This window comes from Streptomyces sp. NPDC127106, assembly GCF_042677605.1.
Taxonomy (GTDB): Bacteria; Actinomycetota; Actinomycetes; order Streptomycetales; family Streptomycetaceae; genus Streptomyces.
On sequence record NZ_JBHXTC010000020.1, the window covers coordinates 95069 to 120660 of the forward strand.

Genomic DNA, 25592 nt, shown 5'->3' on the forward strand with positions numbered 1-25592 from the left:
AACACCCCCCCCCCACCCCCGCGGCCCCCCCCCCCCGGCGCGGGCGGCGCCCCGGCCGCCCCCCCGGGCCACGGTGCAGGCGCTGGCGCTGGCGGCACGTCCGTAGCGGTGGTGAGGGCGTCGGTGACGGAGACCCCGACGGGCAGCCCCGGATGTGCGTCTGAGCCGTTCGGCAGTGCGTCCCTCGCCCTTTCGCGTGGTGCGTCCGGTGCGTGGGCAGCCGATGGAGACGGCACCGGTCGACGATCAGTGAACTGGCCGATGGGATCGCAGGAGGAGCCTGCGACCGCTGCGTGAGGGTAGGTCACTGTGATCGACAGGCGGGACGTGCTGCGGGCCGGTGCGCTGGGCAGCATGGGCGGGGTGCTGGGGCTGCAGGCACCGGATAGTGCTGCTGCGGCAGCTGAGGCAGCAGGGCCAGTTGAGGCTCAGGACTGGAAGCGGTTGGCCGATGCGCTGTCCCCCGGCGCCACCCTCTACCGGCCGCATGGCTCCGTGTACCCGGCGCTCGCCTTGCCGTACAACCACAGGTACGCCGGAATTCAGCCTGCCGGCATCGTTGCCTGCGCGACCACCGAGGACGTGTCCGAAGCGATCCGCTGGGCTCGCGCGGTAGGGCTGCCCGCCGTACCGCGCTCCGGGCTGGGACACAACTACGCCGGGTACTCGACCACCACAGGCCTGCTGCTGAACATGGCTCGTATGAAGGGCATCGCCTCCGCTCCGACTCCGGGCGGTGCTGCCCGCTCTCGGGTCTACGGGCCGATGAAGGTCGTGCACGACGCCGGTACCGTCACCGTGGGGGCCGGCGTCACCAACGGCGACCTGCATCCGCTGTTGGAGGACCACGGCATATTCCTGCCGACCGGCCGCTGCCCCAGCGTCGGGGTCGCGGGGCTGGTCCTCGGCGGCGGCATCGGCTTCAGCGACAAGATGTTCGGCCTGACCTGCGACCGGCTCGTCGCCACGACCGTCGTGCTCGCCGACGGACGCACGGTCAAGGCCAGCAAGGATGCGCACCCCGACCTGTTCTGGGCGTGCCGCGGCGGAGCCGGCAACAACTTCGGTGTCCACACCTCGTTCACCTTCCAGTACGACCAGTTCGAGGGCACCGTGGGCTTCTACCAGCTCCGCTGGAGCCTGGACTCCGTACTGCCGGTGCTCGCCGCCGCGCAGCACATCGCCCAGGACACCGTGGGCGACAGGCGGTTCCACCTGCGTCTGGGCATCGGTACCAACGGCAGGACCAGGGCACAGATCCGTGCGAACGCCAACGTCAACGCCATCGGCCAGTTCTACGGCACGGTCCGGGAACTGCGTGCCGTCCTCGGCCCGCTGCTCGAGATCGGCACGGCCGAGGAACGCGCCCGCAACAGCGCGTCCGTACGTCAGGTCACGCCCGGTGAGGCGAGCGTACTGCTGAGCGCCACCACGCCGGTCGAACGCTTCGCCACCAAGTCGGCGATCCTGGACTCCCGTACCCTCTTGACCGATCAGCAGGTCAGCGCGGCAGCCGAACGCCTGCTGGACTGGCCCGGAAGCGGCAACGAGGACGGAGCCGGGTTCGCCATGTTCGCCCTCGGCGGTGAGATCAACCAGGTACCGCCGAACGCGACCGCGTTCGTCCACCGAGACGACCTCTTCGTGTTCGCCGCCGAGACCTCCTGGGCGGACTACGACCTCCCCGGCGTCGCCGATGCCAACCTCCACTGGCTCAGGCAGTTCTACGACGACATCTTCCCCGGCAAGTCGCCCGAAGGCGCGTACCAGAACTTCCCCGACCCGACGCTGAAGAACTGGCGGCAGGCCTACTACGACAGGAACTACCCCCGTCTGGTCGATGTGAAGCGGACATACGACCCGACCGGATTCTTCGACTACCCGCAGGCGATCGGCACGCGCTGAGCCCAAACCGCGACTGCGACGTGCCGGTGCGTGGCAAAGTCAGCCTGGTGTCGCCGGAAGTCCCCTCCCCTCGTAGCGCGGCGCCTGCGGGAGGTCGTCCTCGAGGTCGATCCCGTCCCGGGCCGGGCCGGGGCCGCTCGTGGGTGGTTCAGGTAGCCAGTCGCGGCTCGGGTCGTACTCCAGCCATCGGCTTCGCCCTGCTTCCTCGGCGCAGGCAGCGGCGAGGCCGTTCAGCCCTGGGTGTCCGTTTCCGGAGCGCCACAGCAGCGACCAGGCGTACAGCGGCGTGGGATCCACCAGGGGGACGGAGCGCAACCCGGGGACATCCGGCAGTGGCACGTCGGCGGGCACCAGCGAGAAGCGTCGCGGCTCTTCCGCCACCTCGGCGAGGAAGTGGGCGAGCCCCAGGTTGACGCTCGTGGCCCTGTTCTGGATGCCGAACCGGTCGGCGAACCGGTGGAGGAAGTCGAGCCGGTCCAGGGCCCCGGGGGCCCACAGCGTGCCGTCGCGCAACTGGTCCGGCCGCAGAGCCGGTTCGGCTGCGAGCGGATGGTCCGTGCTCAGTACGACGTCGACCGGTTCGAGACGGACGAGGCGGTGTGTCAGCCCGGCGGGCAGCGGGGGGTGGACCCTGCCGAAAGCCGCGTCGATGTCGCGGTGCAACAGTGCCGTCGTCACCGACGGCAGGTCGCGGCCGTGCCCCAGCCACATGTCCCCGGCTCGTCCGGCGACCTGGGCCAGCGTCCGCATCGGCGCGTAGAGGTGCCCCCAGACGTCCACGCGCAGCGGACGTTCCTTCCCGAGCACCGCCGAAACTGCGGCGTCGGCGGCGGCCACGGTCTGCCGGGCGGGTGGGAGGAAACGTCGTCCGGCCTCGGTGAGGCGCACTCCGTTGCCGCCGCGATGGAAGAGCTCGGTGCCGAGCAGGGATTCCAGCCGCGCGATCCTCTTGGACAGCGCCTGCTGGGAGATCGCGAGCGTCCTGGCGGCGCGACCGAAGTGCAGCTCCTCGGCGGTGCGCACAAAGGCACGCACCTGCGCCACGTCGAGATCCATGGCTCCCACCATAGGCGACAACCGAAAGTTGTCGGTCTTGCTTGTTCGTTGTTGGATCGAAGGGGGCCCGTGAGGGTTGCATCCTCTCCATGCAAAGACTGATTCCCACGGGAGACGCGACGCGCCCGGTCGGCTTCGTCGAGGCCCCCCAGCCCGTGCCGGAGCCCGATGAGGCATTGATCAAGGTCGAGGCGTTCGCCCCGAACCGCGGCGAAACGTTCCTCCTCGAACACCCCCGTCCGGGGCTGCTGCCCGGAAAGGACATCGCAGGGCTCGTCGTACAGGCGGCAGCCGACGGGTCGGGCCCCGGCATCGGCACCCGCGTGGTCGGGCACCCGGCACAGGGCGGCTGGGCCGAGTACGCCGCCGTGCCCACGCACTCGCTCGCGGTCCTCCCGGACGGCATCGACAGCGCACGGGCGGCGGCCCTGCCCCTGGCCGGGATCACTGCCCTGCGGCTGCTGCGTACGGCCGGTTCCCCCGCCGGCCGACGGATGCTGCTGACGGGCGCCTCGGGCGGTGTCGGCCACTACGTCACCGAGCTTGCCGTAGGGGCCGGAGCCGAGCTGACCGCGGTGACGGCCACGCCGGAGCGGGGCGAGCGGCTCGCGGAGCTGGGTGCGGAGGTGGTGCACGAGGTCGCGGCGGCCCGGGGACCGTTCGACGTCGTGCTGGAGTCCACGGGTGGAGCGGATCTGCCGCTCGCCCTGTCGAAGGTGCGTCCGGGCGGCACGCTCGTCTGGTTCGGTCAGGCGAGCCGCACCCCGGTGACCCTCGACTTCTTCCAACTCCTCGGCGGGCCCGAGCGCGTCACCATCCAGCACTTCCACTATGCCGGCGCCCCGTACGGCTCCGATCTCGCGGCACTGGTGAGCCTCGTGGAACACGGCCGGTTGCACCCGGAGATCGACCGCATCACCGACTGGGCGGAAACCGCCGACACCCTGGTCGACCTGCGCGAGCGCCGGATACGCGGCAAGGCCGTCCTGCTGACCGGAGGAGCACGATGAGCACCACCGAGTTCGCCGCCGCCCAGTGGACACGCGCCACCGGCGCGGGCGTGGACCCTCACGAGTATCGGCGCGTCACCGACGGCCTCGCGTGCATCGACGACTGGGGGCCGTCGTTCCTCCGCACCGGACACGGCTACCTCCGGCGCGCGCAGGAGGCGGGATCGTCCCGCTCAGCGGGTGAGCACCTGCTGATGGCGGCCCGGTGGTTCCACCTGGCCACGCTGGCGCCGTACGCGGAAGCACATCGTGCTGCCGTCGAGGCGGATCACGCCCTGGGCCGAGCCCTCACCGTGTTGGAGCCCGGTGCGCGGCGGGTGAGCGGCGAGGGATTCACCGGCTGGCTGCGCGGCCCCTCCGAGGCGCCGGGGACCGTGGTCGTCGTCCCCGGCCTGGACTCGGCCAAGGAAGAGTTCCTCGATCTCGTGTCCGCGCTGCTGGCCAGGGGGCTGGCAGTGTTCGCGATGGACGGCCCCGGACAGGGCGCGCTCGCGGCCACCACGACCTTCGTACGGGACTACGAGCGGGTCGTGGGCCGGGTCATCGACGCCCTCGGCGTCGCACGCATCGGGCTCGTCGGCCTGAGTCTGGGCGGGTACTTCGCGGCCCGTGCCGCCGCGCTGGAGTCGCGCGTGGCGGCGGTCGCCACCGTCAGCGGCCCCTTCCGCCTCCACTGGGAGGAACTGCCCCCGCCGGTACGCGACATCATGGCCCGGCGTGCTGGAGGGGCCGACGCCGCCCGCGCGTTCGCACGCCAGGTCGACCTCGCCGCCCTGGCACCCCGCATCGCGGCCCCGCTGCTGGTCGTGGACGGTGACCAGGACGTCATCCCCGGCGTGACGAACGGCGAGCCCCTGGCCCGTCTGGCGCCGCACGGCACCTACCTCACCGTCCCGCACGGCGACCACCTCCTCGGCAACGCGCGACCCGACTGGCTGCCCCATCTCTGCGACCACATCACGCACACCCTGACGGGAACAGCACCAGCATGGACCGCTGCACCGGGAGGGAGCACCCGGTGACCGGGGTGACGCGGCGGCCGCGACCCGGCTGTTCGCGACCGGCCCGCCATCCGGGCTCCGTCCCTCGGCGACGCCACCCGCTGGAGTCGGGATTCTCACAGGCATCCAGAAGGCGGGAAACGCGGTTTCTCCGGACATCCGGGCCGTTGGCACGGCGCCATGCGCGGACCGGGTCGGGGATGTCGACCTCCGCGTACGACGCCGAGCCGTCGGGCGGCAGTTCTCCCCGCCACGAGCCCCACGCCACCCCTGCCGGCCCCGTGAACACGACACCGTCCCGGCTGCCCGGAATCCGCCGCACACCGACGATCCGCACCCGGGGCTCACCTCCTCCGTACCGCGGTCACGACCGCATCGCCGCACGCTCGAACCACACCGTGAGCAGAGTCGGCACCAGTGCCACCCAGAACAGCACCTGTGGCACCAGCCGCTCGGACCACGGCACGGCCACGATCACGACGGCGGTCAGCGTGAGCCACGCCGACTGGGCGAGGATCAGTCGCGTCCAGCCGAACTGCCGGACCATCGCCCACAGGCTCATCCGCACGCCGCTGCGCATCTTCCGGTAGCGGCGCCACACGCCGAAGCCCCATACGGCTGCCATCAGGGCGAGCGCGTAGAGGCGGGTGCCGAGCGGGGCGGGCAGGACCGTCGGGGCGGGGGGGGGGGGGGGGGGGCCGGCGGGGGGGGGGGGGGGGCGGGGGGGGCCGCGCCCCCCCCCCCCCCCCGGACGCCATCAACAGGCAGAGCACGGCGAGCCACCGGGTGCCGCGCAGCATCCGGAACACCGCCTTGTCGAGGCCCTCGCCCAGCCCGCTGTCCTGCGGGTCGGCGGCGAGAGCGGTGGCATAGGCGTCGGCGGCGGCCGGCAGCTTGGCGCCGGCACCCCTCAGGGGCGGATCGGAGGCTTCCCATCCGGCCTGCTCGGCCTGCTCCTTGAGCGCCCACGCATCGTGCGGATCGATGCGCAGGGTGTCGGCCACCGCTTGGTGCACCACGTCCGAGCGGCCGTTGAGCAGTCCGGCCTTCCACAGTGCGTAGTGCGCACCCACGGCCTCCGGGCCCAGCCGCACGGCGGTCGCCGCGGCCTCGAGCGTCTCGGGCCAGCGCGGCTGCCACGCGCCCAGGGCCTCCGACAGGGCGGCGTGGCCCTTCCACTTCTGCGGATCGAGCCGGATCGTCTCCTGGGCCGCGGCCAGCGCCTCGTCCGGGCGGCCCGTTCGCCGCAGCGCGTAGGTGCGTATGTAGTGGGCTTCGTACGTCTCCGGGGAGAGGGCCAGCGCTTCGCCGGTGGCGGTGAGCGCCTCCTCGAACTCGCGGGCCGTCAGGTGGCAGTGGGCGAGCCTCACCCAGGCGTCCACGTCGGCCGGGTCCTGCGCGAGCCGCCGCCCGAGCAGGGTGCGGGCCTCGTCGTAGCGGTCGAGTCGGATCAGGGCGTCCGCCTGCTCGACGAGCGGGTGCGTGAGTGCGGTCACAGCTTCCGTGCTTTCTTCAGGTAGGTGAGCAGCTCGTCGTACGTGCTGCCTTCGTCGGCGAACATCGCCGCGTTGTGGTCACCCCGCAGCCGCGCGCGGCCCGATTGAGGGGCTCCTGCCCAGCAGCGCGGGCGACGCCTTTCTCAGGTGAAGGCGATGGCTGCTCCGGTCGAGATCGAGAGTTTCGCAGCGTGGAGGAGTTGCAGGCATGCATAGGACTCGACACCGTAACGCTGCCACCCCTCGGTGGCCGGCTCCCCGGCATCGGCGGCGTCGAACACCTCTTCCGAGTGCGGATCAAGGTCTTCTGGAAGACCGAGGGCTTCAGCGACTCGACGGGTTTCCGCCAGCAGTCGCACTGAAGAGCCCAGGTAGCCGCCCGGTGCCCTTGTGTCGACGATGACGTGGGTGAAGTCGACGGGAACGTAGTAGCCCCCACAGTCCGAATGGTGGATCAGATGGTCGAACGGTCCAGGTGGATCACTCGGGAGAGCCTCGTACACCTTGCTCAGGAGCGGGTCGTCAGTCGCACGCTGGGTCCCGTCCAGCGGCTCGGGCAGGCGTCCGCCCGCTGCAAGGTGGACGGCGATACGGCGAACGGTGTGCAGGCCCGAATAGCCCCACGCCTCGAACACCGCGCCCTCCCCCTCATCCAGCTCGGGCTCGGTCCACGGTCGCGCTCCCGAACACTCCAGTAGCTCGCCGATCGCGACGAAGTCGGCGCGGACCGTCTCGGCGTAGTCGTCCTCGGCATTGACGAGCACACCGACAACCATGTTCAAACCCATGGCTCGATCTTGCCATCGGTCATCGCACGGCGACACCTTGCCCTGCGGCCGATGGATCATCGGGGACCCGAAGCGGAACGACGGGACGTGCCTGGTGCTCGCCACCGAAGGCATCGAGGACCAGTCGGTGAACTACACTCACCACGAGCGCACTTACACGCCCATGCACATGGCGTTGGCCATCGACCTGGTCGCAAAGACGTCCGAGGCGAAGGCGCTGCACCGCCTCGGAGACCCGGAGTGGCTCGGCGCAGTGGTCTCCCGGCTGGCGCCAACGCCGCGGTGGACCCCGCTCCCGGGCCGCCGGGTGAGCGAAATCATCGAGCTCCTCGGCACCTGAACCTGAGTCTGAGCTTGCCGTCAGCCTTCGTTGTCCGGCGAAGGAGGTTCCATTTCGGCGGGGGTGAGGGTGACTTGGGCGTTCCATGGCCTTCTACTCCTGGTGGACACCGCAGGTGTTGGGGGCATCCCACAACTCGGCGCGTCGGAGATCCGCCCGTGGGTCTACGATCCGCTGGCGGCTGGTGGAAGACCAGTCGATGGGCTCCAGTTCGACACCGGCTATATGTCATCTGTCAAGCCGCGTCCGACCAGTCCGTCGTGAGGCCGGGTTACCGTTGGTCGGTAGCCGGCACCCGGAAGCACTGGGCGTACACCGAGGACGCGGACACGGACACGGACACGGCACGAGGCGTCCGTCGACAGGAACCGTCCGACCTGCGCACTCGTCGGTTACAGGTGTGAATGAAGTGACGCCATCGCTGCCTGCCGACCACCGCGAACTGATCTCCGACCTGTCCGGGATCGTCAGCGACTACCCCTCTGGAGATCCCGAATCGACCCTCGCCGTCCTCGCCTATGACGCAGCGGAGGCGCTCGACCTCGAAGCCACCCCGGAGGGCCGCCGGGAGCGGACCGGGTACGTGATCCTCCTGCATGCCACCTGCTGGTACCTCTCCACACGTGTCTTCAGCAAGTCCGTGTTCGCGTCGTACGTACGGGCCCTGGAGGGGTTCCGTGCGCAGTTGGACCGGGCCTCCTGCGGCTGCCCGGCCGGCGCGCACCCTGCGGACCTGGACTCGGAGTACGAGGTCGAGGCCGGGGTGAGCATGCTGACCGAGGCCGGACGGGCCGTTTTCGCCGAGGACTACGGTCTTGATGAGGAAGAGCTGACGGCGTTCGACTGCGAAGGTTTCCTCGCGGACCTCGCCGATGAAGCGCTGGGCCGCTTGCACGAGGCTCACCACGAGCTCTTCGGCAGCATCGACGTCTCCCATCTGGACGCGCAGTTCGTCCGGGACGACGGCCGCCTCGACCTCGTCGCCATGCAGGAGGCGATCAGCCGTAGCTGGGAGGACAACACCGGCCCGGTCGCCCTGTGGTCCGCCCGCCGTTGGCTCACCGGGCAGATGCGGGACGAGGAGCGGATCGGCGTGTTCCTGTGCCTGTGGATGGGCATCGCCCAGACGTACGCGGGTCTGCCGCCCTCGCACGCGCGCGACCTGGCCGCCGCACTCACCACCATCGACCTGGACGTCTCCTGCGAGCATCCCCGGCACCCCTGGTCCACCGTCGATGCCACCGTTCAGTCCCGGTACCGCGCGGTGGTCCACCTGTACGCGCCGGACGACCACCCCGACACCCCCGTCCCCGCCGAGTTCTCGGCCCGCGAGCTGTGGGAGTGCCCGGTGCAGTACGCCCAGTTGGCGCGGAAGGCGTTGGAAGACCTTGCGGGATGGCGCACCATGCGCGGCGGTGACGACGAGGACTGGGAGGGCTGAGCGGTACGGGGCTGCCTCAGCGCCCGTCCTACTTCCATGTCCAGCAGGTACCCCTTGGTGGCGTACGCATCCTCCGCCGGTGTGGAGGGTCAGGTGGCGCGTTGACCGGGAAGGTTTGCGTGTAGTGCAGTTACCCGAGGGGCGCGAATGGGTTCGAGAACGAGGTCAGGTCGCTCACGCGGACCAGGCTGAGCTCGCTGGGTTCGATCCCGGAGCCGGACAGGACCAGTTCAGTGCTCTCGATGCATCCCCGTGCGACCCAGTCACGGTTGCTGCTGTTGCGCCAGAGTTCGAACGCCATGGGTTTCCCGTCCGTGGTGATGGTGACGGGTTGGGAGGCCGGCAGGCTGGCCGGGGGTTCCTCGCCGGGGTGGTAGTGGATCTCGAAAGCCCGCTCCAGGGCCTCGCTGGCCTCTGCATTGCCGGAGGATGCGCTGAGGACCGTGACGTGCTCGACCTGCGGATCGAAGTGCGGCGAGCCGAACCACAGGTACACATGGATGTGACCGGTGACTCGGTTGTAGCCGTGCCCCGTGACCTGCCGTGACTCGGGCCATCCGGCGTCGACAGCGAAGACGCTGAAGCCTTCTGCCGAGCCAGGGGTGCCTTGATCGTTCATGGGATCTCCCTCGTGCTCGTCCATGATCAGGCATCCTGTCACCGCCGCATTCGAACATCCCGAGTCCGACCCGTGGCCGCGCCCGGCGGGCGGGCGCCGTGTTGACGGCACAATGGGGTGGTGACCGTGCCCACCGCCCGAACGCCGGGCCCGTTCCCGGGCCCGTTCCCGGCCCCGGGACGCTTCCGCGGCCGCCGGGGCCCGTCCGGGACGTCGCGATGAGCCCGGAGTCCAGGCAGGTCGCCGTGGCCGCCATCCTGCCGCGCTACTACGGGATCGTCCCCACCGCGGTGGCGCACGGCCCGCGGGGGACGGCGACGCACAACTACGTGGCCGAGGACGAAGACGGCCGGCGCTGGTTCGTCAAGGCCTATCCGCCGGACACGGACCTCCAGCGCGAGCAGGAAGCCCTGCAACTGGCCGAGTTCGCACGCAGTCACGAGGTACCGGTACCCGCGGTGCGACGGTCGGCAGCAGACGAGCTCATCGTGGCCGCCGAAGGTACGGCGGTCTCCGTCTCCGAGTACGTCGACGGTGCGCACACCGCCGAAGGCGGCCTGCACGGCCGCAGGTGGGCAGCGGTCGGAGAAGCGGTGGGTCGTCTGCACCGTGCCCTCGCCGGGCATCCCGCCGGACCCCCGCGGAAGGTTCCGGCGCGCGAGGTCTGCGACGTCGAGCGGGCCCGTCAGCGTCTGGAGCGGCTGCTCGCCCAGTACGAGAGAGGAAGCGCTGGTGGGGAGTTCGCAACGTGGGCACGCCAGGCCGCCGGGCAGCGCTTCGCAGCCTTGCCGCGCGTCGCAGCGTCGCTCCTCGAAGGGCTCCCCCCGATGCTGACGGCCCAGATCGTGCACGGGGACCTCGCCTCGCCCAACGTGCTGCTGCGGAGGCAGGAGGTGGCGGGCCTGATCGACTTCCGTCCGCCCCGGCACCGCAGTGCCGCGTGGGAGCTGGGCCGGATCGTCCTCGATCCGCGCAGCGTACTCGTCGGCCCCGACTGGCCCACGGGCCTGGGGGAGGCGGTCGCGGCATACCGGGAGGAGAACCCCGCGCTGCCGGTGGAGGACCTGCTCGCCGTACCCCGGGTGGCGGCCGGGTACCTGGGGTGCTCGGTCTACCCGCTGTCCGAACCCGTCGAGAGCCCGGCCGCGGTCACTCCCGAACTCGAAGCGTACGGGCGGGCCCGGCATGCAGCCGTGGCGCTGCTCACCGAGCGCCTCGACGAGGCCGAGCAGGTACTCCGTGACCGCCTCACCTGACTCACCCGCACCGCGTCGCTGTGGCGGCACCGCGACTGCCGGCGGTACCTGACTGACCCGGCAGACCGCGAGGATGGCCGACAGCTCCGTCACGTCGAGGCACTGGTGGCCTGGTCAGCGCCGTACCTACCGATCGGCAGGTACGGCTCGACGAACTTCCCCTGATCGTCGGTGAGTTGTCTGCGCGCCACGACCGGAGTCACACCGGGGTTCCTCCCCACCAAGAGGGCAGAACCCAACAATTGATCACGACGTCACACAGGCTCTAGAGGGTGCCGAGTGCTTTGCGCAGCACATGGATGGCCTGTTCGATGGCTGCCGTTGCGGCCTTGGTGGAGCGGACCGTGTTGAGCATCATGAAGTCGTGGATGATGCCGTTGTAGCGAACACTCGTGGTCGGGACGCCGGCCTGGGTGAGCTTGGCGGCGTAGGCCTCGCCCTCGTCGCGGAGGACGTCGTTCTCGTCCACGATCACGAGGGCCGGTGGCAGGTCGCGGAGGTCGTCCAGCGTGGCGCGCAGCGGCGAGGCCGTAATCTCGTCGCGCTGCTCGTGACCGGGGATGTAGGAGTCCCAGAACCACGCCATGGCCCCGGCGGTGAGGAAGGGGCCGTCGGCGAACTCCTTGTAGCTCGCAGTGTCCTGGGCGGCGTCGGTGACCGGGTAGTACATCGACTGGTGTACGAAGCTCACGTCACCACGCTGCTTGGCCATGATCGCCAAGGCGGCCGTCATGTTCCCTCCGACCGAGTCGCCGGCCACCGACATGCGGCTGGCGTCGAGGCCTTCGCCCGCCCCGTTCTTGGTGATCCACTGCGCGGTCGCGTACGCCTGCTCGATCGCCACGGGGTAGTGGGCCTCAGGCGAGCGGTCGTACTCGACGAAGGCGACCGCGGCCTTGACGCCGTCGCACAGTTCGCGGATGAGTCGGTCGTGGGTGCCCGCGTTACCGAGGACCCATCCGCCGCCGTGGATGTACAGAATGACGGGCAGGGGGCCTGCGGCTCCCAGCGGCTTGATGAGGCGGACGCGGACGTCACCAACCTCGGCCGGCACCGTGAGCCACTTGTCTTCGCCGACCTCGACCTTGACGACCGGCGCGGCCTGAGCGTCGTCGAGCACCTTGCGGGCGCCCTCCGGACCGAGTTCGTACAGGAAGGGCGGACTGGCAGTCGCGTCCGCGAACTCCTGCGCCTCCGACTCCAGGATGTACTTAGCCACGAATTGACCCTTTCGGTGAGTTATTCGGAGATCTGCCGGTATCTCACCAGAGAAAACTCTTCCGAGCCGGGAAGGGCAGAGGCCGTGTCACCCTCTTGGCGCCGACCGCAGTGGCATGAGGCTCGTTCCCATGCCCTCCTGACGGACATCGTCCCTCCGGGGCCGAAGCCCCTCATCTCAGATGCCTGTCACAGCGGATCAAGCCCCACCGCCTGTCCCAGATCTCTGCCTGGTGGCCAGGCGTTCGATGTGGTTGAGACGGACGGCCATCGCTTTCGGTGAGCTCGACGGAAGCTCGGGCGAGGTCGACCGGTGGTCACACGCGATGGCCTCGTGGGCCTCGGGGACTGCGACGCCATGTTGTCCCGGACGCTGGCGCGGTGGACGCGTCGTGAAGACCATGCCGCGCACATCCCTCCGGGCCGGCCTGGTGGCCGGCCCGTGCAGGCGGATCGGAGCGGTCCACAGCGGCATGGTCGTGAACGTGATCGCGCTCGTGATCGTGATCGTGATCGGGGAGGACGCCCGCTCCGGGTCGTGCACGAAGGCGAGGGGCTGGCCGTTCATCCCCGGGCGCAGCGCCGCTGGGACGCCCCTTCGCCCCGCTCGTAGAGGTCGAGCAGGACGGCGGTGGCGCGATTGCCGGTCCGTGGCGCGGGTCAGTCCGGCCGGTGGTGGGTGCGGGCCTCGGCGGTGGCCTTCAGGTCGCTCAACCATGCTTCGAGTCCCTGGCGGAGGACGGCGGTCGCGGTGGGGACGTCCGCGTCGACCTGAGGGCCGGTCCTGGTCTCCTCGGTGCTCACTGTGACGCCGCCCCGGATCTCAGTGAACGTCCACACGTGGACGCCGTCGACGTGCAGTCCCTCGCCGATCGCGGGGCCCGTCCAGCGGATGCAGGAGATGCCCGAGCTGTTCGACGGTCGAGTTGATCTCCAGGCTGGTGGCCGGAGTCGGGTCAGGACGGCCAGCTATCGAGGTCGGTCTGTAACTTCCAAACGGTGCGCAGTGGCGCGTTGATGAGGATCTCGGCCCGGTGCCGGACGCGGGCGTCGGGGTCGACGCCGGCCCCGCGGCAGGTGAGGGACTTGGCGGGGGTGCGGGGGCTGGGGGGAGACGGCTGCCCCGGCGGGTAACGCGGCGGTGCCGAGGAGACCAACGATGAGCGGGAGGGTGAACAGGGCGGCGTGGACGCCGGTGCGGCGGATGCCGGACATGGAGTCCCCCTTCGCCTTTCGGTGGGCGGGCATTGCGAACGGCAGAGAGTCAAGTGCTCAACTGATCACCGAACTCGTCCGGGACGCCTACCGAAGCCTCGCCGGCCACTTCGCCGCCATGGGCTTCGACCCCACCCTGCTGTTCGCCGCCGAACTCGACGACCTGCGGGCCCATGGCACCTGACCGTGCAGCAGTTGCCCCCTCGACCTGGCTGCCGCCCCTCCCCCGACGCCCAGGGCTACCAGTGAGGTAGTAGGCGTGGTGTAGACCCGGCCGGCGACACCTACCGGGAGTCCCGCCACCGGCTCGCGCACGATCTGCCGCGGAAGCCGGGCCAGACCCGTCAGGCATACCGCGAGAGCCAGGAAGACCAGCTCACCGCGCGCGGCCTGGTCCTCGACGCCGTGGTCCTGTGCAATACCCGCTCCCACGACGCCGCCGTCGCCCGGCTCGGAGCGGAGGGCCACGACATCACGGTCGAGGATGTCGCCCGTTCTCCCCGCTCAAGGACCGGCACATCAAGCTCCTGGCCGGTACCCGTGCGACATCAGCGGACCTCCCGTCGGCAGCCGTCAAATACGCGGGGCTCGCTGCCACCCCCCTGGGAAGCAGTTGGGGCCACACGGAGAGGTGAGGCAGGATGCGGGCGTGATCCTCAAATACCCCTGCGTGTGCTGCGGCCGATTGACCATGGACGAGCCGCCCGGCTCGTATGAGATCTGCCCGGTGTGCTTCTGGGAGGACGACGTCCTGCAGCTGCGCTGGCCCGACTGGGAAGTTGGCGCCAATCGGGTCTCACTGGTCGAGGCACAACAGAACTACCAGGCCTTCGGGGCCTGTGATGAGCGGTCCGTGGAGCACATTCGCCCGCCCCGGGACGACGAGCCGCAGGACCGGAGCTGGCGGCCCGTCGACCCCGAGCACGACCACTTCGAGCCTCAGGGCGTTCAGCTGGCCGCGTGGCCCGACGATTGCACCGTCCTTTACTGGTGGCGCTATCGGAACGCGGGTTTCTGGCGTCCTGCTGTCGGATGATGCCGTCACTGCGCCCGCCGCAGCGGGACCCAGCCATGAAGGCGGCGTTCAGTTCCTCGATGGAGGAGAAGGCGCGTCCGGGGTGGGCGTGGTCGTGAATGATGGCGACCTACCGCTCGACCCGGCCCTTTCCAGTGGGCCGATAGGCGGCCAGGAGGTCGGGGTCGAAGTCGTAGTGCCCGGCGAGCGCGACCGCCTCCGGATGTAGAGGAAGGGCGCCTCATCGCCCGTGGATCCGCCCCTTTGAGCAGGATCTCCGCCCGCAGCATCGCGTCGGTCAGCGGGGCGGCCTCGTCCACCACCCGCTGGCGCGGCTGACTGGTGCAGCCCTCTTCGGCGGCGCAACCGGAACCTCACCCGACAGGTACTGGGCGACCGTGCGACGGTTCAGCCCGGTCTCCCTCGCGGTCTGCGGGTCCAACCCCACTGTCAGCCGCCCTCCGCCGACCCCGAACAGACGACGGCAGACTCCCGGCCCCAACCCCTCCGTGCATCAACAACGGCGCACTCTCATCCGTACCGGGGGTGCGCGTTCACGTCACTTGTACGCCGCACCTGCGTCCCCTCCGCGTAGGCGGAACGCCGACGCAACGTCAGTCGTGGCGGGCGAGCTTGACGGCGGAGACGAGCAGGATCAGGGCCAGTGCGGGGATGAGGACCACGTCCGGGAACATGCCGAGCAGCAGGCCGCCCAGCACCGCCCCGGCGATCGAGCCCGCGACCATGACCAGGGCGAAGTGGTGGTTGGCGCGCAGCACCGCGAAGCTGCTGTCGCGGCTGTAGCGGGCGAAGGCGGCCAGCATGGTGGGCAGTGACACCAGCAGGGAGAGGCTCCCCGCGGTCTTGATGTCCTGCCCGAACAGCAGCACGATCGTCGGGATCAGCAGCTCGCCGCCGGCCACACCCATGATCGCGCGACCACCCCGATGCCGAACCCGGCCACTATCCCGATCGGCACCCGCGCCCACAGCGGCAGGTGGAGCGTCCCCAGGGTGGAGCTGTGCGTGATGAGCAGAGCCGCAGCCATGAGCACCATCAGGGCGGCCAGCACCTTGTAGAGGGTGGATGCGCGCATCCGCACCGCCCACGATGCTCCGGCCCAGGCCCCCAGCAGGCTCCCGGCCAGCAGGTTGACCGCGACGGGCCAGTGTCCGGCCAGCTCGGAGGCGGACACGGCAGCCAGGCGGGCGGGCAGTGCGGTCAGGACCACCACCAGGCTCATCGCCTTGTTCACCATGACGGCGGAGAGCGCGACGAAGCCGAACAGGCTGATCAGCAGTGGCAGGCGGAACTCTGCGCCACCCAGACCGATCAGCCCGCCCAGCGCTCCGATGGCCGCCCCCGCACCGAACACCACGGGCAGGGAGTGCGGCGCACGCGGGGGAACAACGAGCCGGTCGGTGGTCATAGCGGGCATCCTCGCTGCTCGCGGCTGCTGCCCGCTACGGCACGTCCATACCTTCGGGGAAAGGCACCGGGCCCCGGGCCAGGCTTCGTCCGGACCTCCGAGCACCGGTGGCCGTGTCCATGCAGGGCAAGCGCGTCGAATTGGGCAGCCGCCTCGCCGCCGGCAACGTGGCAGGGGAGGACTCCTTCCTGATGCGGCGGTTCCGCCGAGCCGGTCTGGTGACGCTGGGCCGCACGGCCACGCCCGAATTCGCCTACAGCACCACCACGGAGCCGGTCCTGTACGGCGCCACCCGCAACCCCTGGGACCTCACCCGGACACCAGGAGGCTCCAGTGGCGGATCGGCCGCGGCCGTCGCCGCCGGCATCACTCCCCTCGCGCACGCCACCGATGCGGCCGGATCGATCCGGGTGCCTGCCGCCAGCACCGGGCTGTTCGGGCTCAAGCCCACCCGCGGTCGGGTCTCCCTGGGTCCGGACGCCGACGAGGTCTTCAACGGCCTCGCGGTGCACGGTGGGCTCAGCCGGACCGTGCGGGACAGCGCAGCCTTGCTCAACCTGATCCAGGGCCCGGAGACCGGCGACCCCTACTTCGCGGAGCGCCCCCGCCGCCCGTACCTCGAAGAGATCACCAAGGAACCCGGCCGCTTGCGCGTCGGCCTGGTCACCACCCCCTGGAGCGGGCGTGCCGTGGAACCGGCCGTGAGCGAGGCCACCCTGGCTGCCGCCCGGCTGCTGGAATCACTCGGCCATCAGGTCGACGTCGCCCTCGTGAATCTCGGCGTGAGCTGGGCGGAGTTCGTCCTCGCCAACGCCCGCCTGTGGTCCGCGAACCTGGTGAAATGGATCGACGGCTTCGCCGGGGCGTTCGGCCGTCCCGTGGACGGGTCCACCATCGAGCCCGAGATGCTCGCGAGCTACGAGTGGGGACTCAAGGTGAGCGGCGCGGAGTTCGTGCACGCCCTGGATGTACGCAATCGGGTCGCCCGCTCGATCGGTGCCCACTTCGAGGTCCAGGACCTGCTGTTGACGCCCACCCTCCCCGAGATGCCGATGACCCTGAGCACCTACGGCCAGGGCATCGGCCACGCCACCATGCGAGCCTTGATCCAACGCCTCACCGCCCTCCCGGACTGTCGCGAGATCCGCCTCTCCTACCACCCCGACAACGCGCCCGCGGCCCGCCTCTACGCCTCTCTCGGCTTCACGCCCACCGGCGGCCACGAGGACGAGGAGATCGTGGCCGCGCTGTCCGTGGGACACGCGGCTTGACGACGCGACCGGTCGTTCGACGGGCTGGCCTCTGCTGCGGCCCGGGCAGGAGCCTTGACCTGCCTCGCCGGGCGGCCTGTCCGGGGAAGGGGACGGCGACTGTTCCACCCCGCGCTGATCGCGCTGGCTCGGCAGCTGCACCGCGGCCCGCAGGTGCGGCCCGTGCCCGGCACGACCAGCGGCCGACGCCTGGAGTGGACCCGGCCGCGACCGAGCGCCGTAGCACTGACGCGGCGCTTCCGCCTTGAGCGTGGGTGATGCATGAGTGTTACGGGATCGCCGCCGGAGGGTGGCTGGGGGTTGGTACCGTCCCACGCCATGTCGGAGAGAGACGCCTCGTCTGTGCGGCCCCATGTGTCGCGGTTGTGTGGTGCCCTTGCCGGGCCGGTGATCGCTGTTCTGGTGGCGGGGTGCGGGCCGTCGCAGTCTGGAGTGGGTGCCGGTTCGGGTGGGGCTACGGATGGGGTGGCGGGGTCCGTTGCCTTGCCGGGCAGCGCCTCGCCGGAGGCCACGCCGTCCGGCGTCGCTCCGTCGGGGGGCAGGGGCGCTTCGGCAACGCCGCCTGGTGGGGCTGGTGGTTCCGCCGCCCCTTCTGTCTCTGCCCCTTCCCCCGCGGCCGTGCCGGTTACGCGGCTGGGGATGTGGGTGGGGGTTGACGGCGGTGGGGTGCGGTTGGTGCGTAGTGGGGATGCTCACGGGTTCACGGTGACGGTGCGGAACGGGAGCGCCGTGGCCTACGGGCACCTTGCGCTGGTCCTTCAGATGGAAGCCGTGCCGGGCGAGCCCGGCGCCGGTTCAGGGCCGGCGTACGTGTTGGAGCGGTGGGATGCGGGCAGCGGGGTGTGGCGGGCCGCGGATCTGCGGATCGCCAACGATGTGCTGCCGTACTCGCTCGTACGTGGGGGGACCGGGCTCGCACGGGACGCGGTCTGGGTGGAGCGGTTTCGGATCCGGGCCACTGTCTCGGCGCCCGTCGGGAACAATCCGGTGATGGTGTCGCTGGTCGACACGGATCGGGATGCGCGGGTCGCGTACGCCTCGGTTGCGCTGAGTACTCGGCCCGCGTAGAGGTTCGGGAGGCGGCGCGGGCCCGGGCCGTACCTCGTCATGAGGTCCTGGACACGGCTGAGGCGAACCCTGACCAGCAGGGGCACACCGTTGTGGTGCGAGGAAGGCGGGCTTCTGGGCGTAGGGGCGGAAGGCCTGCGGAAGCGAGTCGAACAGCGCCCACTGCGTGTCGTACGAGGAGTACCGACATTCCCACTTCGGGAGCTGTTGACGATGAGAGCCGCCGAGGCGGCGGCGCCGCAGTGGACGGGGGAGGTGTTCGGTCAGTCGCAAATCCCGAAACGCAGGATGGTGGCCCAGTTGCTGGTGACCAACAGCAAGTTGCGCCACCACATGTCGCCCATGTGCGGGCCTCCGACGTCGCCGGAGCTTCGGACGGGCCCCAGATGTGCTTCGATGAGGTCGGCGACGCCATCGGCGAGTTCGCCTGCCTGACGGATCTCCACGGGTGTGCGCAGGTTTGGGTCCGAGTACCTTTGGGCGGGCTGCATGAACCCTTCGGTCACCTGTCGGCGGAAAATGTCCCGCCAGGCTTGTGGTGACTCGAAGGGGTCGACCGGCGTTCTTACCTGGTGTCCACTGACCCCCGCGTCGTACACGGCTTGAGCGAGACCCTTCATGCCGTCATGACCGGGTGTCGTCCCAGCCACCGGGACGACATGGAATAGGTAGATGGACGCCACGTGGTTGCAGTCGTCGAGCAGGCCCTCAAGCGGTTCAGCTGCGGCTGACACCGCGTCTGGAGCGTCGAGCGGGTTCAGCATGGGCGTCCGGCTCCTCTGTGCGGCGTCACGCGTGACGAAGTGGTCATCTCCCGCGACGAGGGACAGGGCCCAGGACACGACGTCGTCGCCGGCGCGCTGGGCGCCGACTTCGAGTGGGAAGCCGTCGCAGAAGAAGTATCCAGTGTGACTGGACCGCAGGCCGATGTTGTACCTGGAGGCGTAGTCCTCCATCTCGGCAGCGCCTCACTCCCCGGCTCCGCGCGCCCGTTCCCTGGCCCGGGCCTGCGCGCGGGCGCGCGCCCGCGCCTTCCGCGCGCCCTTGCCCCCGTTCCAGAGCCGCACGGCGAGGACGGCAGCCGAGGCGGCGAACAGGCAGGCGGTGATCAGCAGCCACCGCCCCAGGAAGACGTCGGCCGGCAGGCCGGTGGTGATCGTGTAGCGGCCGACCTGCTGGAGCACCAGCGGCCAGTACACGAGCAGGAGGACCCCGGACACGAAGGCCGGTACCCGGACGTAATTGACCCCGACCCGCGGCCTGCCCTCTCCTGAGCGGGGCCCCAGGACCCGCTGGACGGCCAGGTCGGTGACCGCGTACAGGGGCAGGAGGACGAGGTCGTGCAGGAGCGCGGCCCCGACGAACCACACCGCCACGCCCAGGGTGTCGCCCTGGAGCAGGCGCAGGCCCGCGTAGCAGGCCAGGGCGAAGGAGGCGAGGACGAGGAGCAGGTGGAGCGGGGAGGCACCGTACCGGCGGCGGAAGGCCGTCGTCACGGTGTTCGCGGTGGGCGTCCTCATGCCGGTTCCCCGAAGGTGAGGCGCGTGACCCATTTGGTGTTGTGGACGCCGGGGGCGCCGGGGACGATGACCCGGGCCGGGTAGCCGTGGTCCGGGGAGAGGACGGCGCCGTTGACCCGTACGGCCAGCAGGGAGCGGTCGTCGCGGACCTGGTGGGCGCTCAGGACGACCGAGCTGAACGGTCCGCCGCGCTGGACGGATTCGACCAGGACCTGCGGGGTGTGCGCGCCCAGGCCGACGAGGGCGGCCAGGTCGGTGAGGCGGACCCCGCTCCAGCGCTGGTCGGGGGTCGACCAGCCCTCCACGCAGGCGATGGGCAGCAGCGCCTCGCTCTGGGGCAGGGCGAGCAGCCGGTCGTAGGTGAGGTCAGTCTGTCGGCCCGCTCCGCGTACGGTCAGCCGCCAGGCCGGACCGATGTCGCTCGGGCGGATGCCGACGGCGGCGGCGGTCTTGTTGATCTGGAAGCCGTTCGGCCCGAAGCCGGGTTCCTGGCTCCGCGGGGCCAACAGTGCCGTCCGGCGGAACCAGCCGCCCACGCTCTGCCCGGCAGTCACCACGAAGAGCGCGAGCGATCCCAGCCCGACCATCCCCAGCGCGCCACGCCGGGACATCGTGGGAGCGGCCGGGCGGGGCGAGACCAGGCCTGCCGCCTCCAAGCTGTCCGGGGCCGGCTGCCGCGGCCCGGCGCGCAGGGCCCGCACGGCCCGTTTCAGCCGGAAGGCCACGTGGACCGCGAAGGCGCCGACGAACACCCAGGCCCCGTAGAAGTGGAGTGTGTAGAAGGAGCCCGGGAAGATGTAGTGGAGCTGCACGTTGAGGATGCCGGTGACGAACTCGAACCCGGCGCCTCCCACCAGCAGGAGCAGGGAGAGCCGCTCGACGACCTGGGCGGCCGACCGCACCGGCGGCCAGACGAAGAGCTTCGGGATCACCGACCACAGCTTCGCCAGGAGCACGGGCACGAGCACGATGCCGAGCGTGACGTGCACGCCTTGGGTGACGCGGTAGAGCCAGTACGGGGAGGTCGGCCAGGAGAAGAGGTAGAAGCCGAGCCACCCCTTGTCCGGGGTCTGGTCGTTCACCGCCGCGAGGTCCGGATTGTAGGCGGCGTACGACAGCAGCCCCGTGACGAACAGGACCGTGACGCCGAACAGGAGGACGGTCCCGAACACCGCGGTCAACCACGGGCCTCGCAACGGGCTGCGCCAGAACTCGGGACGCGACGGACCCCGCGGCGGGCCGGCCGCCCACGCCGACCCCAGGGCGGGCCGCGGTCCGCCCGGCCGCGTCCGACCGCCGGCCTCCGGCTCCCCTTCCCCACGCGCCGGCTCACCGGGTACGGGCTTCCCGTCGCCGTCCCGCATGCCGTGGCCCCGCAGGGGACGCCGCGCGGACCCGTCGCCCTTCGGCGCGGGCCGCGGGGTGTCCCCGTTGCCGCCCTGCCTGCCGCCGCTCGCGTCCATGGGGCACCTCCGCAGGTTCCGCTCTCCAGGGCTCACCGGGCCGCCCCAGCCAACGAGAACATGCCCCACCACACGTGACGGAGATCTCGTGACACGCCGGCCCGCAGCCCTCATGGCGGCGTCCCTCCGCCCGGGTGAGGCCCGGTGGCGCCGGTAGGGGCGGGCGACCCGGGCAGCGTTGCCGCGGCCGGCCGAGCACTCCGACAGCCTCGGCAAGCTCGTCGTCGACGGGCGCCGCGGCCCTGCTGTTCCACCGGCTTCGTCACGGGGCACACCGTGCGCCTGTCCGGTACCGCGGTCCTGCAGTGGTCTGCTGATGGCTCGAGCCACGACGAGGGCGGCACCGACCAACGCGTCCGCTGCCACATCGGTGGCGTCGTCGACGGCTCCGCCGCACCGGGGCCGGCCCGCACCGCATCCGGAGCGCCGCCCACCGCACAGGAAGGACCGACGACCATGAACGAGCCCCCACCGGAACCGAACGGCCGCACCCGACTCGCCCACATCCTCGGCGTGCCGCTCGCCCCGGAGGTCGAGCGGCAATGGCCCCAGATGGGCGAGGTCGTCCACGGGAGCAGGCTCATCGGCGAGATCGAGGCGAACTTCCCCGGACTCGCCCTCGGAGTGGGGCGACGGCTGCGCCTCGACGACGACGTGATCGTCGTGGAGTGGACCTGCGACTACGGCGACGGCCGCCTCTACCGGAACGTCACCATCGCCGAGCTCCGCGAGGGCCGGGCCGTACGGGTCACCGACTACTGGGGCGAACCGACCACCACTCCCCCGTGGCGCCTGCCGCTCACCGCCCGCCTCGACATGCCGGGCGACGGCATCTGGAAGGACCACCGACACCTCGGCCACCACTGACGTCCGCCCGTAACCACCCGGCCGTGGTGCCCCTCGCCCCCCTCGCCGTTCCCGGGGCTCCGTATGACGGAAGGCTTACGTGCACGCGTGGGAGGCCCCCGGAGGGTTGCGCGCTGCGTAGCGTCCTGGGCATGCGCGTACTCGTCACCGGAGGAGCCGGGTTCATCGGCTCCCGCATCGTCACCACCCTCACGGAGCGCGGGCACGACCCCGTGGTCCTCGACGCCCTGCTACCAGCCGCCCACCCGGCTGCCCCACCACTGCCCGATGCGGAGTTCGTCCGGGCCGACGTACGGGACGCGCACGCGGTCCGGGCGGCGTTGCGCGGAGTGGACGCGGTGTGCCACCAAGCGGCGATGGTCGGGCTCGGGAAGGACTTCGCGGACGCCCCCGAGTACGTCGGCTGCAACGACCTCGGGACGGCGGTGCTGCTGGCGGAGACGGCCGCCGCCGGCATCCGGGAACTCGTACTCGCCGGGTCGATGGTGGTCTACGGAGAGGGCCGGTACGCCTGCGAGCGGCACGGAACGGTACGCCCCGGGCCGCGGCGGACCGAGGACCTCACTGCAGGCCGTTTCGAGCCCCGCTGCCCCGACTGCGGAGCCGAGCTCGCGCCGGGCCTGGTCGGCGAGGACGCGCCGACGGATCCGCGGAACGTCTACGCGACGACGAAACTGGCCCAGGAGCACCTGGCGGCGTCCTGGGCCCGGTGTACGGAGGGCCGTGCGGTGTCGCTGCGCTACCACAACGTGTACGGGCCGGGAATGCCGCGCGACACCCCCTACGCCGGGGTGGCCTCGTTCTTCCGGTCCGCCCTGGCCAGGGGCGAGGCCCCCCGGGTCTTCGAGGACGGTGCGCAGCGGCGGGACTTCGTCCACGTCGCGGACGTGGCTTCGGCGAACGTGGTGGCGCTGGAGGCCGTCGGTGGCATCGCTGCCGGAAGGCTGACCGCGTACAACACCGGCAGCGGGGAGCCGCACACGGTCGGCGAGATGGCGTCGGAGCTCGCCGCGGCGCACGGCGGACCGGCGCCGGTGGTCACGGGCGAGTTCCGCCTCGGCGACGTACGGCACATCACCGCCGACTCCACCCGGCTGCGCAACGAACTGGGCTGGCGCCCGGAAGTGGGCTTCGCCGACGGGATGGCCGAGTTCGCCCGGACCGGTCAGCGCGCGTCGGCGGGTGCCGTCGGCTGACGGCCGTACTGCGGCCCGGCAGACGGGACGGGCGAGGGAACCGGCCGACGCCGCCGTCGGCCGGCTCCGCTGCGGGCTGACCGCGAAGGCCCGCGCCCACACCCACGCCCGCGCCCGCGCCCGCGCCCGACGGAGGGGTACGCGCCCGGGACCCGCCAGCCGGTGTCGAACACGCGGGGCAGGTCCTCCTCCGGGGATGCCTCCGGAGGAGGGCCGGGGCCGGGTTCGGCTTCGTTACGGGTTGCCGACCCTCCGAAAGGACATCGTGCCGTCCCGGGGTGGACCCGGGCCTGCCGCCGTGCGACGTGGTGTCCGCGTTTCGTAAGGTCTTCGGGCGCCTTTCTCGGCCGTCCGGTTCCTACGGTGTGGAGGGTGACTTCATCTGCTTGCGGTCCGCTCCGAGCGGACCTCGTACTGCCCTGCCTCGACGAGGCGGAAGCCCTCCCCTGGGTGCTGGCACGGGTGCCGGCCGGCTGGCGGGCCATCGTCGTCGACAACGGCTCCACCGACGGCTCGGCGGACATCGCCCGCGGCCTCGGCGCCACCGTCGTGCACGAGACCCGGCGCGGCTTCGGGGCCGCCTGCCACGCCGGGCTGCTCGCCGCACGCACCGAGCTGGTCTGCTTCTGCGACTGCGACGCCTCCATGGACCCCGGCCTCCTCGCCCCGATGGCCGAGCGGGTCGCGGCCGGCGAGACGGACCTGCTGCTCGGCCGGCGCCGCCCGCAGGAACGCGGCGTCTGGCCGGCGCACGCCCGCGCGGGAAACCTCGCGCTGGCCCGGATGCTGCGCCGCCGCACCGGCCTGCGGCTGCACGACCTCGGGCCGATGCGGGTCGCGCGCCGCGAGGCGCTGCTCGGCCTGGAGCTGACCGACCGGCGCAGCGGCTACCCGCTCCAGATGGTCGTCCGCGCCGCCGACGCGGGCTGGCGGGTGACCGAGACGGACATCCCCTATCTGCCCAGGTCGGGGAAGTCCAAGGTCACCGGCACCTGGCGGGGTACCTGGCACGCCGTACGCGACATGCGCCGGGTGCTGGCGGAGCCGCCGGGCACGCGACGCTCACCGGCCGAGGGGGTCTCCGCATGAGCACCCTCCTCGTCATCGCCAAGGCTCCCGTCGCGGGTCGCGTGAAAACCCGTCTGACCACGGTGTTCACCCCGCAGCAGGCAGCGGACCTGGCCCTCGCAGCACTTCAGGACACCCTGGACGCGGTCCTTGCCACGCCGGCCCGGCGACGCGTCCTGGTCCTCGACGGACCACCGGGGCCCTGGGTGCCGGACGGGATCGAAGTCGTCGCGCAGGGCACGGGCGGCCTGGACGCCCGGCTGGCCGCCGCGTTCGCCCTGGCCGACGGGCCGGCCCTGCTCGTCGGCATGGACACCCCTCAGGTCACCCCCGGCCTCCTCACGCTCGGGCTCGACTTCACCCAGGCGGACGCCTGGTTCGGGCCCGCCGACGACGGAGGGTTCTGGGCACTCGGCCTGGCGGCCCCCGACCCGGCCCTCCTGCTCGGCGTGCCCATGTCCGTGGCACACACCGGTGAGGTCCAGCGGCGGCGACTCGCGGACACCGGGCTGGCCGTACGGGACCTGCCCCAGCTGTGCGACGTGGACACCCCCGCCGACGCCGAACGCGTCGCTGCGGCCGCACCGGGCACCCGGTTCGCCGCCCTGCACTCCGGGCTGTGCGCGGTGACGCAATGAACGCCCAGCTCACCGAACCGGCCGCCCGCACCTGGCAGGCCGACCCGTACGCCGACGCGCTGCGCCTCGGTCGGGGCCCGCTCTACCTCCGTCGCCGCGACGGCTGGCTGCTGCCGCTGGACGTCGAACGGTGGTGCGCCGAGCCCGATGCCGCCGACGACACCGTCCTGGCCCGCTGCACCGGGCCCGTCCTCGACGTCGGCTGCGGACCGGGGCGTCTGGTCGCGGCCCTCGCCCGGCTCGGTCGCACGGCACTCGGCATAGACATCACCCCCGAGGCTGTGGCCCGGTCCGTGCGGGCGGGTGGCAGCGCACTGTGCCGGTCGGTGTTCGACCCGCTTCCCCGCGAAGGCGGTTGGGGCACGGTCCTGCTCATCGACGGCAACATCGGCATCGGCGGGGACCCCGCCGCCCTGCTGCGCCGGGCCGCCGAACTGGCCGCGCCCGGCGGCTCCCTGCTGGTCGAGGTGGCCACCGCCGACGTCGACGAACGCGTCGAGGTCCACGTCGAGGACGTGAACGGCGGCCGCGGAGCGTCCTTCTGGTGGGCCCGGCTCGGTGCACGGGCCCTGTGCACCGAGGCGAGGGGCGCCGGCTGGATCCCGTACGGCACCTGGCAGGCAGCGGGCCGGCACTTCGTGCACCTCACCCGCTGACGGCTCCTGCGCGACGAACACTGGCGGGGGTGGGGGGGGGGGTGGGTGGGGGGGGG

Annotated in this window: 24 protein-coding genes and 5 pseudogenes; 16 read left to right on the forward strand and 13 right to left on the reverse strand. The window is 71.4% G+C overall.

Annotated features, from left to right (window positions below):
* Positions 1–309: 309 nt before the first annotated feature.
* Entirely contained in the window at positions 310–1905 is a 1596-nt protein-coding gene (locus tag ACFVGY_RS18900; RefSeq protein ID WP_385678414.1) for an FAD-binding oxidoreductase, read from the forward strand.
* A 39-nt stretch (positions 1906–1944) separates the two neighbouring features.
* Here ACFVGY_RS18900 and ACFVGY_RS18905 read toward each other — a convergent pair whose 3' ends face one another.
* On the reverse strand, positions 1945–2961 hold the full coding sequence (locus tag ACFVGY_RS18905; RefSeq protein ID WP_385678417.1) for a LysR family transcriptional regulator: 1017 nt from the start codon (positions 2959–2961) through the stop codon (positions 1945–1947).
* 89 nt (positions 2962–3050) lie between these two features.
* Between ACFVGY_RS18905 and ACFVGY_RS18910 the strand changes: the two genes are divergently transcribed.
* Both ACFVGY_RS18910 and ACFVGY_RS18915 read left to right on the forward strand, forming a co-directional pair.
* Positions 3051–3971 carry a zinc-binding dehydrogenase gene (locus ACFVGY_RS18910; RefSeq protein WP_385678420.1) on the forward strand — a complete coding sequence of 307 codons (921 nt, stop codon included), beginning with the start codon at positions 3051–3053 and terminating at the stop codon, positions 3969–3971.
* Entirely contained in the window at positions 3968–4993 is a 1026-nt protein-coding gene (locus tag ACFVGY_RS18915; protein ID WP_385678423.1) for an alpha/beta hydrolase family protein, read from the forward strand. The genes ACFVGY_RS18910 and ACFVGY_RS18915 overlap by 4 nt, the downstream gene beginning before the upstream one ends.
* A 343-nt stretch (positions 4994–5336) precedes the next feature.
* On the opposite strand, the gene ACFVGY_RS18920 is transcribed toward ACFVGY_RS18915, so the two are convergent.
* The 3 genes and pseudogenes from ACFVGY_RS18920 to ACFVGY_RS18930 all read right to left on the reverse strand — a co-directional run bounded on the left by ACFVGY_RS18920 (position 5337) and on the right by ACFVGY_RS18930 (position 7256).
* Positions 5337–5597: a hypothetical protein gene (locus ACFVGY_RS18920; RefSeq protein WP_385678487.1), complete on the reverse strand. Its 261-nt coding sequence runs from the start codon at positions 5595–5597 to the stop codon at positions 5337–5339.
* 616 nt (positions 5598–6213) lie between these two features.
* Positions 6214–6468, reverse strand: a pseudogene (locus ACFVGY_RS18925) (tetratricopeptide repeat protein); the annotation flags it as partial.
* 143 nt (positions 6469–6611) lie between these two features.
* Positions 6612–7256, reverse strand: a complete 645-nt coding sequence (locus ACFVGY_RS18930) for a hypothetical protein (protein WP_385678425.1) — start codon at positions 7254–7256, stop codon at positions 6612–6614.
* Between the two features lie 94 nt (positions 7257–7350).
* Here ACFVGY_RS18930 and ACFVGY_RS18935 point away from each other — a divergent pair, with 94 nt between their 5' ends.
* Both ACFVGY_RS18935 and ACFVGY_RS18940 read left to right on the forward strand, forming a co-directional pair.
* A complete protein-coding gene (locus tag ACFVGY_RS18935) occupies positions 7351–7596 on the forward strand; it encodes a hypothetical protein (RefSeq protein ID WP_385678428.1) in 246 nt (81 codons plus the stop codon).
* A gap of 409 nt (positions 7597–8005) precedes the next feature.
* Positions 8006–9037 carry a hypothetical protein gene (locus ACFVGY_RS18940; protein WP_385678431.1) on the forward strand — a complete coding sequence of 344 codons (1032 nt, stop codon included), beginning with the start codon at positions 8006–8008 and terminating at the stop codon, positions 9035–9037.
* 130 nt (positions 9038–9167) lie between these two features.
* Here ACFVGY_RS18940 and ACFVGY_RS18945 read toward each other — a convergent pair whose 3' ends face one another.
* On the reverse strand, positions 9168–9680 hold the full coding sequence (locus tag ACFVGY_RS18945) for a hypothetical protein (RefSeq protein WP_385678434.1): 513 nt from the start codon (positions 9678–9680) through the stop codon (positions 9168–9170).
* Between the two features lie 194 nt (positions 9681–9874).
* On the opposite strand from ACFVGY_RS18945, the gene ACFVGY_RS18950 reads away from it, so the two are divergent.
* Complete coding sequence (locus ACFVGY_RS18950) at positions 9875–10912, forward strand: phosphotransferase enzyme family protein (RefSeq protein ID WP_385678437.1); 1038 nt, start codon at positions 9875–9877, stop codon at positions 10910–10912.
* Between the two features lie 265 nt (positions 10913–11177).
* On the opposite strand, the gene ACFVGY_RS18955 is transcribed toward ACFVGY_RS18950, so the two are convergent.
* Positions 11178–12131: an alpha/beta hydrolase gene (locus ACFVGY_RS18955; RefSeq protein WP_385678440.1), complete on the reverse strand. Its 954-nt coding sequence runs from the start codon at positions 12129–12131 to the stop codon at positions 11178–11180.
* A gap of 659 nt (positions 12132–12790) precedes the next feature.
* Positions 12791–13345, reverse strand: a pseudogene (locus tag ACFVGY_RS18960) (polyketide cyclase /reductase).
* Here ACFVGY_RS18960 and ACFVGY_RS18965 point away from each other — a divergent pair.
* The 3 genes and pseudogenes from ACFVGY_RS18965 (at position 13290) to ACFVGY_RS18975 (ending at position 14381) form a co-directional block, all read left to right on the forward strand.
* The gene (locus ACFVGY_RS18965; protein ID WP_385678489.1) at positions 13290–13529 is read left to right on the forward strand and encodes a hypothetical protein; all 240 of its coding nucleotides are present in this window, start codon (positions 13290–13292) and stop codon (positions 13527–13529) included. The pseudogene ACFVGY_RS18960 and the gene ACFVGY_RS18965 overlap by 56 nt on opposite strands.
* A 116-nt stretch (positions 13530–13645) precedes the next feature.
* Positions 13646–14062: pseudogene (locus ACFVGY_RS18970) on the forward strand (Tn3 family transposase); the annotation flags it as partial.
* Positions 13995–14381: a CPCC family cysteine-rich protein gene (locus ACFVGY_RS18975; RefSeq protein WP_385678443.1), complete on the forward strand. Its 387-nt coding sequence runs from the start codon at positions 13995–13997 to the stop codon at positions 14379–14381. The pseudogene ACFVGY_RS18970 and the gene ACFVGY_RS18975, both read left to right, overlap by 68 nt.
* Positions 14382–14389: 8 nt before the next feature.
* Here ACFVGY_RS18975 and ACFVGY_RS18980 read toward each other — a convergent pair.
* The 3 genes and pseudogenes from ACFVGY_RS18980 to ACFVGY_RS18990 form a co-directional block, all read right to left on the reverse strand.
* Positions 14390–14838 (reverse strand): annotated as a pseudogene (locus tag ACFVGY_RS18980) (hypothetical protein); the annotation flags it as partial.
* A 136-nt stretch (positions 14839–14974) separates the two neighbouring features.
* Positions 14975–15289, reverse strand: a complete 315-nt coding sequence (locus tag ACFVGY_RS18985) for a TSUP family transporter (protein WP_385678445.1) — start codon at positions 15287–15289, stop codon at positions 14975–14977.
* The gene (locus ACFVGY_RS18990; protein ID WP_385678448.1) at positions 15262–15789 is read right to left on the reverse strand and encodes a TSUP family transporter; all 528 of its coding nucleotides are present in this window, start codon (positions 15787–15789) and stop codon (positions 15262–15264) included. The genes ACFVGY_RS18985 and ACFVGY_RS18990 overlap by 28 nt, the downstream gene beginning before the upstream one ends.
* A 62-nt stretch (positions 15790–15851) precedes the next feature.
* Here ACFVGY_RS18990 and ACFVGY_RS18995 point away from each other — a divergent pair.
* Both ACFVGY_RS18995 and ACFVGY_RS19000 read left to right on the forward strand, forming a co-directional pair.
* Positions 15852–17060 (forward strand): annotated as a pseudogene (locus tag ACFVGY_RS18995) (GNAT family N-acetyltransferase); the annotation flags it as partial.
* A 729-nt stretch (positions 17061–17789) separates the two neighbouring features.
* The gene (locus ACFVGY_RS19000; RefSeq protein WP_385678451.1) at positions 17790–18128 is read left to right on the forward strand and encodes a hypothetical protein; all 339 of its coding nucleotides are present in this window, start codon (positions 17790–17792) and stop codon (positions 18126–18128) included.
* 263 nt (positions 18129–18391) lie between these two features.
* Here the strand turns inward: ACFVGY_RS19000 and ACFVGY_RS19005 are convergent, their stop codons facing one another.
* The 3 genes from ACFVGY_RS19005 to ACFVGY_RS19015 are packed head-to-tail and all read right to left on the reverse strand — an operon-like array spanning position 18392 to position 20820.
* The gene (locus tag ACFVGY_RS19005) at positions 18392–19084 is read right to left on the reverse strand and encodes a hypothetical protein (protein ID WP_385678453.1); all 693 of its coding nucleotides are present in this window, start codon (positions 19082–19084) and stop codon (positions 18392–18394) included.
* Positions 19085–19096: 12 nt separating this feature from the next.
* The gene (locus tag ACFVGY_RS19010) at positions 19097–19648 is read right to left on the reverse strand and encodes a hypothetical protein (RefSeq protein ID WP_385678456.1); all 552 of its coding nucleotides are present in this window, start codon (positions 19646–19648) and stop codon (positions 19097–19099) included.
* Entirely contained in the window at positions 19645–20820 is a 1176-nt protein-coding gene (locus ACFVGY_RS19015) for a molybdopterin-dependent oxidoreductase (RefSeq protein ID WP_385678459.1), read from the reverse strand. Before ACFVGY_RS19015 ends, ACFVGY_RS19010 begins: the two co-directional genes overlap by 4 nt.
* Positions 20821–21387: 567 nt before the next feature.
* Here ACFVGY_RS19015 and ACFVGY_RS19020 point away from each other — a divergent pair.
* From ACFVGY_RS19020 to ACFVGY_RS19040, 5 genes are all read left to right on the forward strand, one after another.
* Positions 21388–21978 (forward strand): nuclear transport factor 2 family protein, encoded by a 591-nt coding sequence (locus ACFVGY_RS19020; protein ID WP_385678462.1) that lies wholly within the window; start codon positions 21388–21390, stop codon positions 21976–21978.
* A gap of 131 nt (positions 21979–22109) precedes the next feature.
* On the forward strand, positions 22110–23174 hold the full coding sequence (locus ACFVGY_RS19025; protein ID WP_385678464.1) for an NAD-dependent epimerase/dehydratase family protein: 1065 nt from the start codon (positions 22110–22112) through the stop codon (positions 23172–23174).
* Between the two features lie 372 nt (positions 23175–23546).
* Entirely contained in the window at positions 23547–24263 is a 717-nt protein-coding gene (locus ACFVGY_RS19030; protein ID WP_385678466.1) for a glycosyltransferase family 2 protein, read from the forward strand.
* Positions 24260–24880 carry a DUF2064 domain-containing protein gene (locus ACFVGY_RS19035; protein WP_385678469.1) on the forward strand — a complete coding sequence of 207 codons (621 nt, stop codon included), beginning with the start codon at positions 24260–24262 and terminating at the stop codon, positions 24878–24880. The genes ACFVGY_RS19030 and ACFVGY_RS19035 overlap by 4 nt, the downstream gene beginning before the upstream one ends.
* Positions 24877–25536, forward strand: coding sequence for a class I SAM-dependent methyltransferase (locus ACFVGY_RS19040; protein ID WP_385678478.1), 660 nt, complete (start codon positions 24877–24879; stop codon positions 25534–25536). Before ACFVGY_RS19035 ends, ACFVGY_RS19040 begins: the two co-directional genes overlap by 4 nt.
* Positions 25537–25592 lie beyond the last annotated feature (56 nt).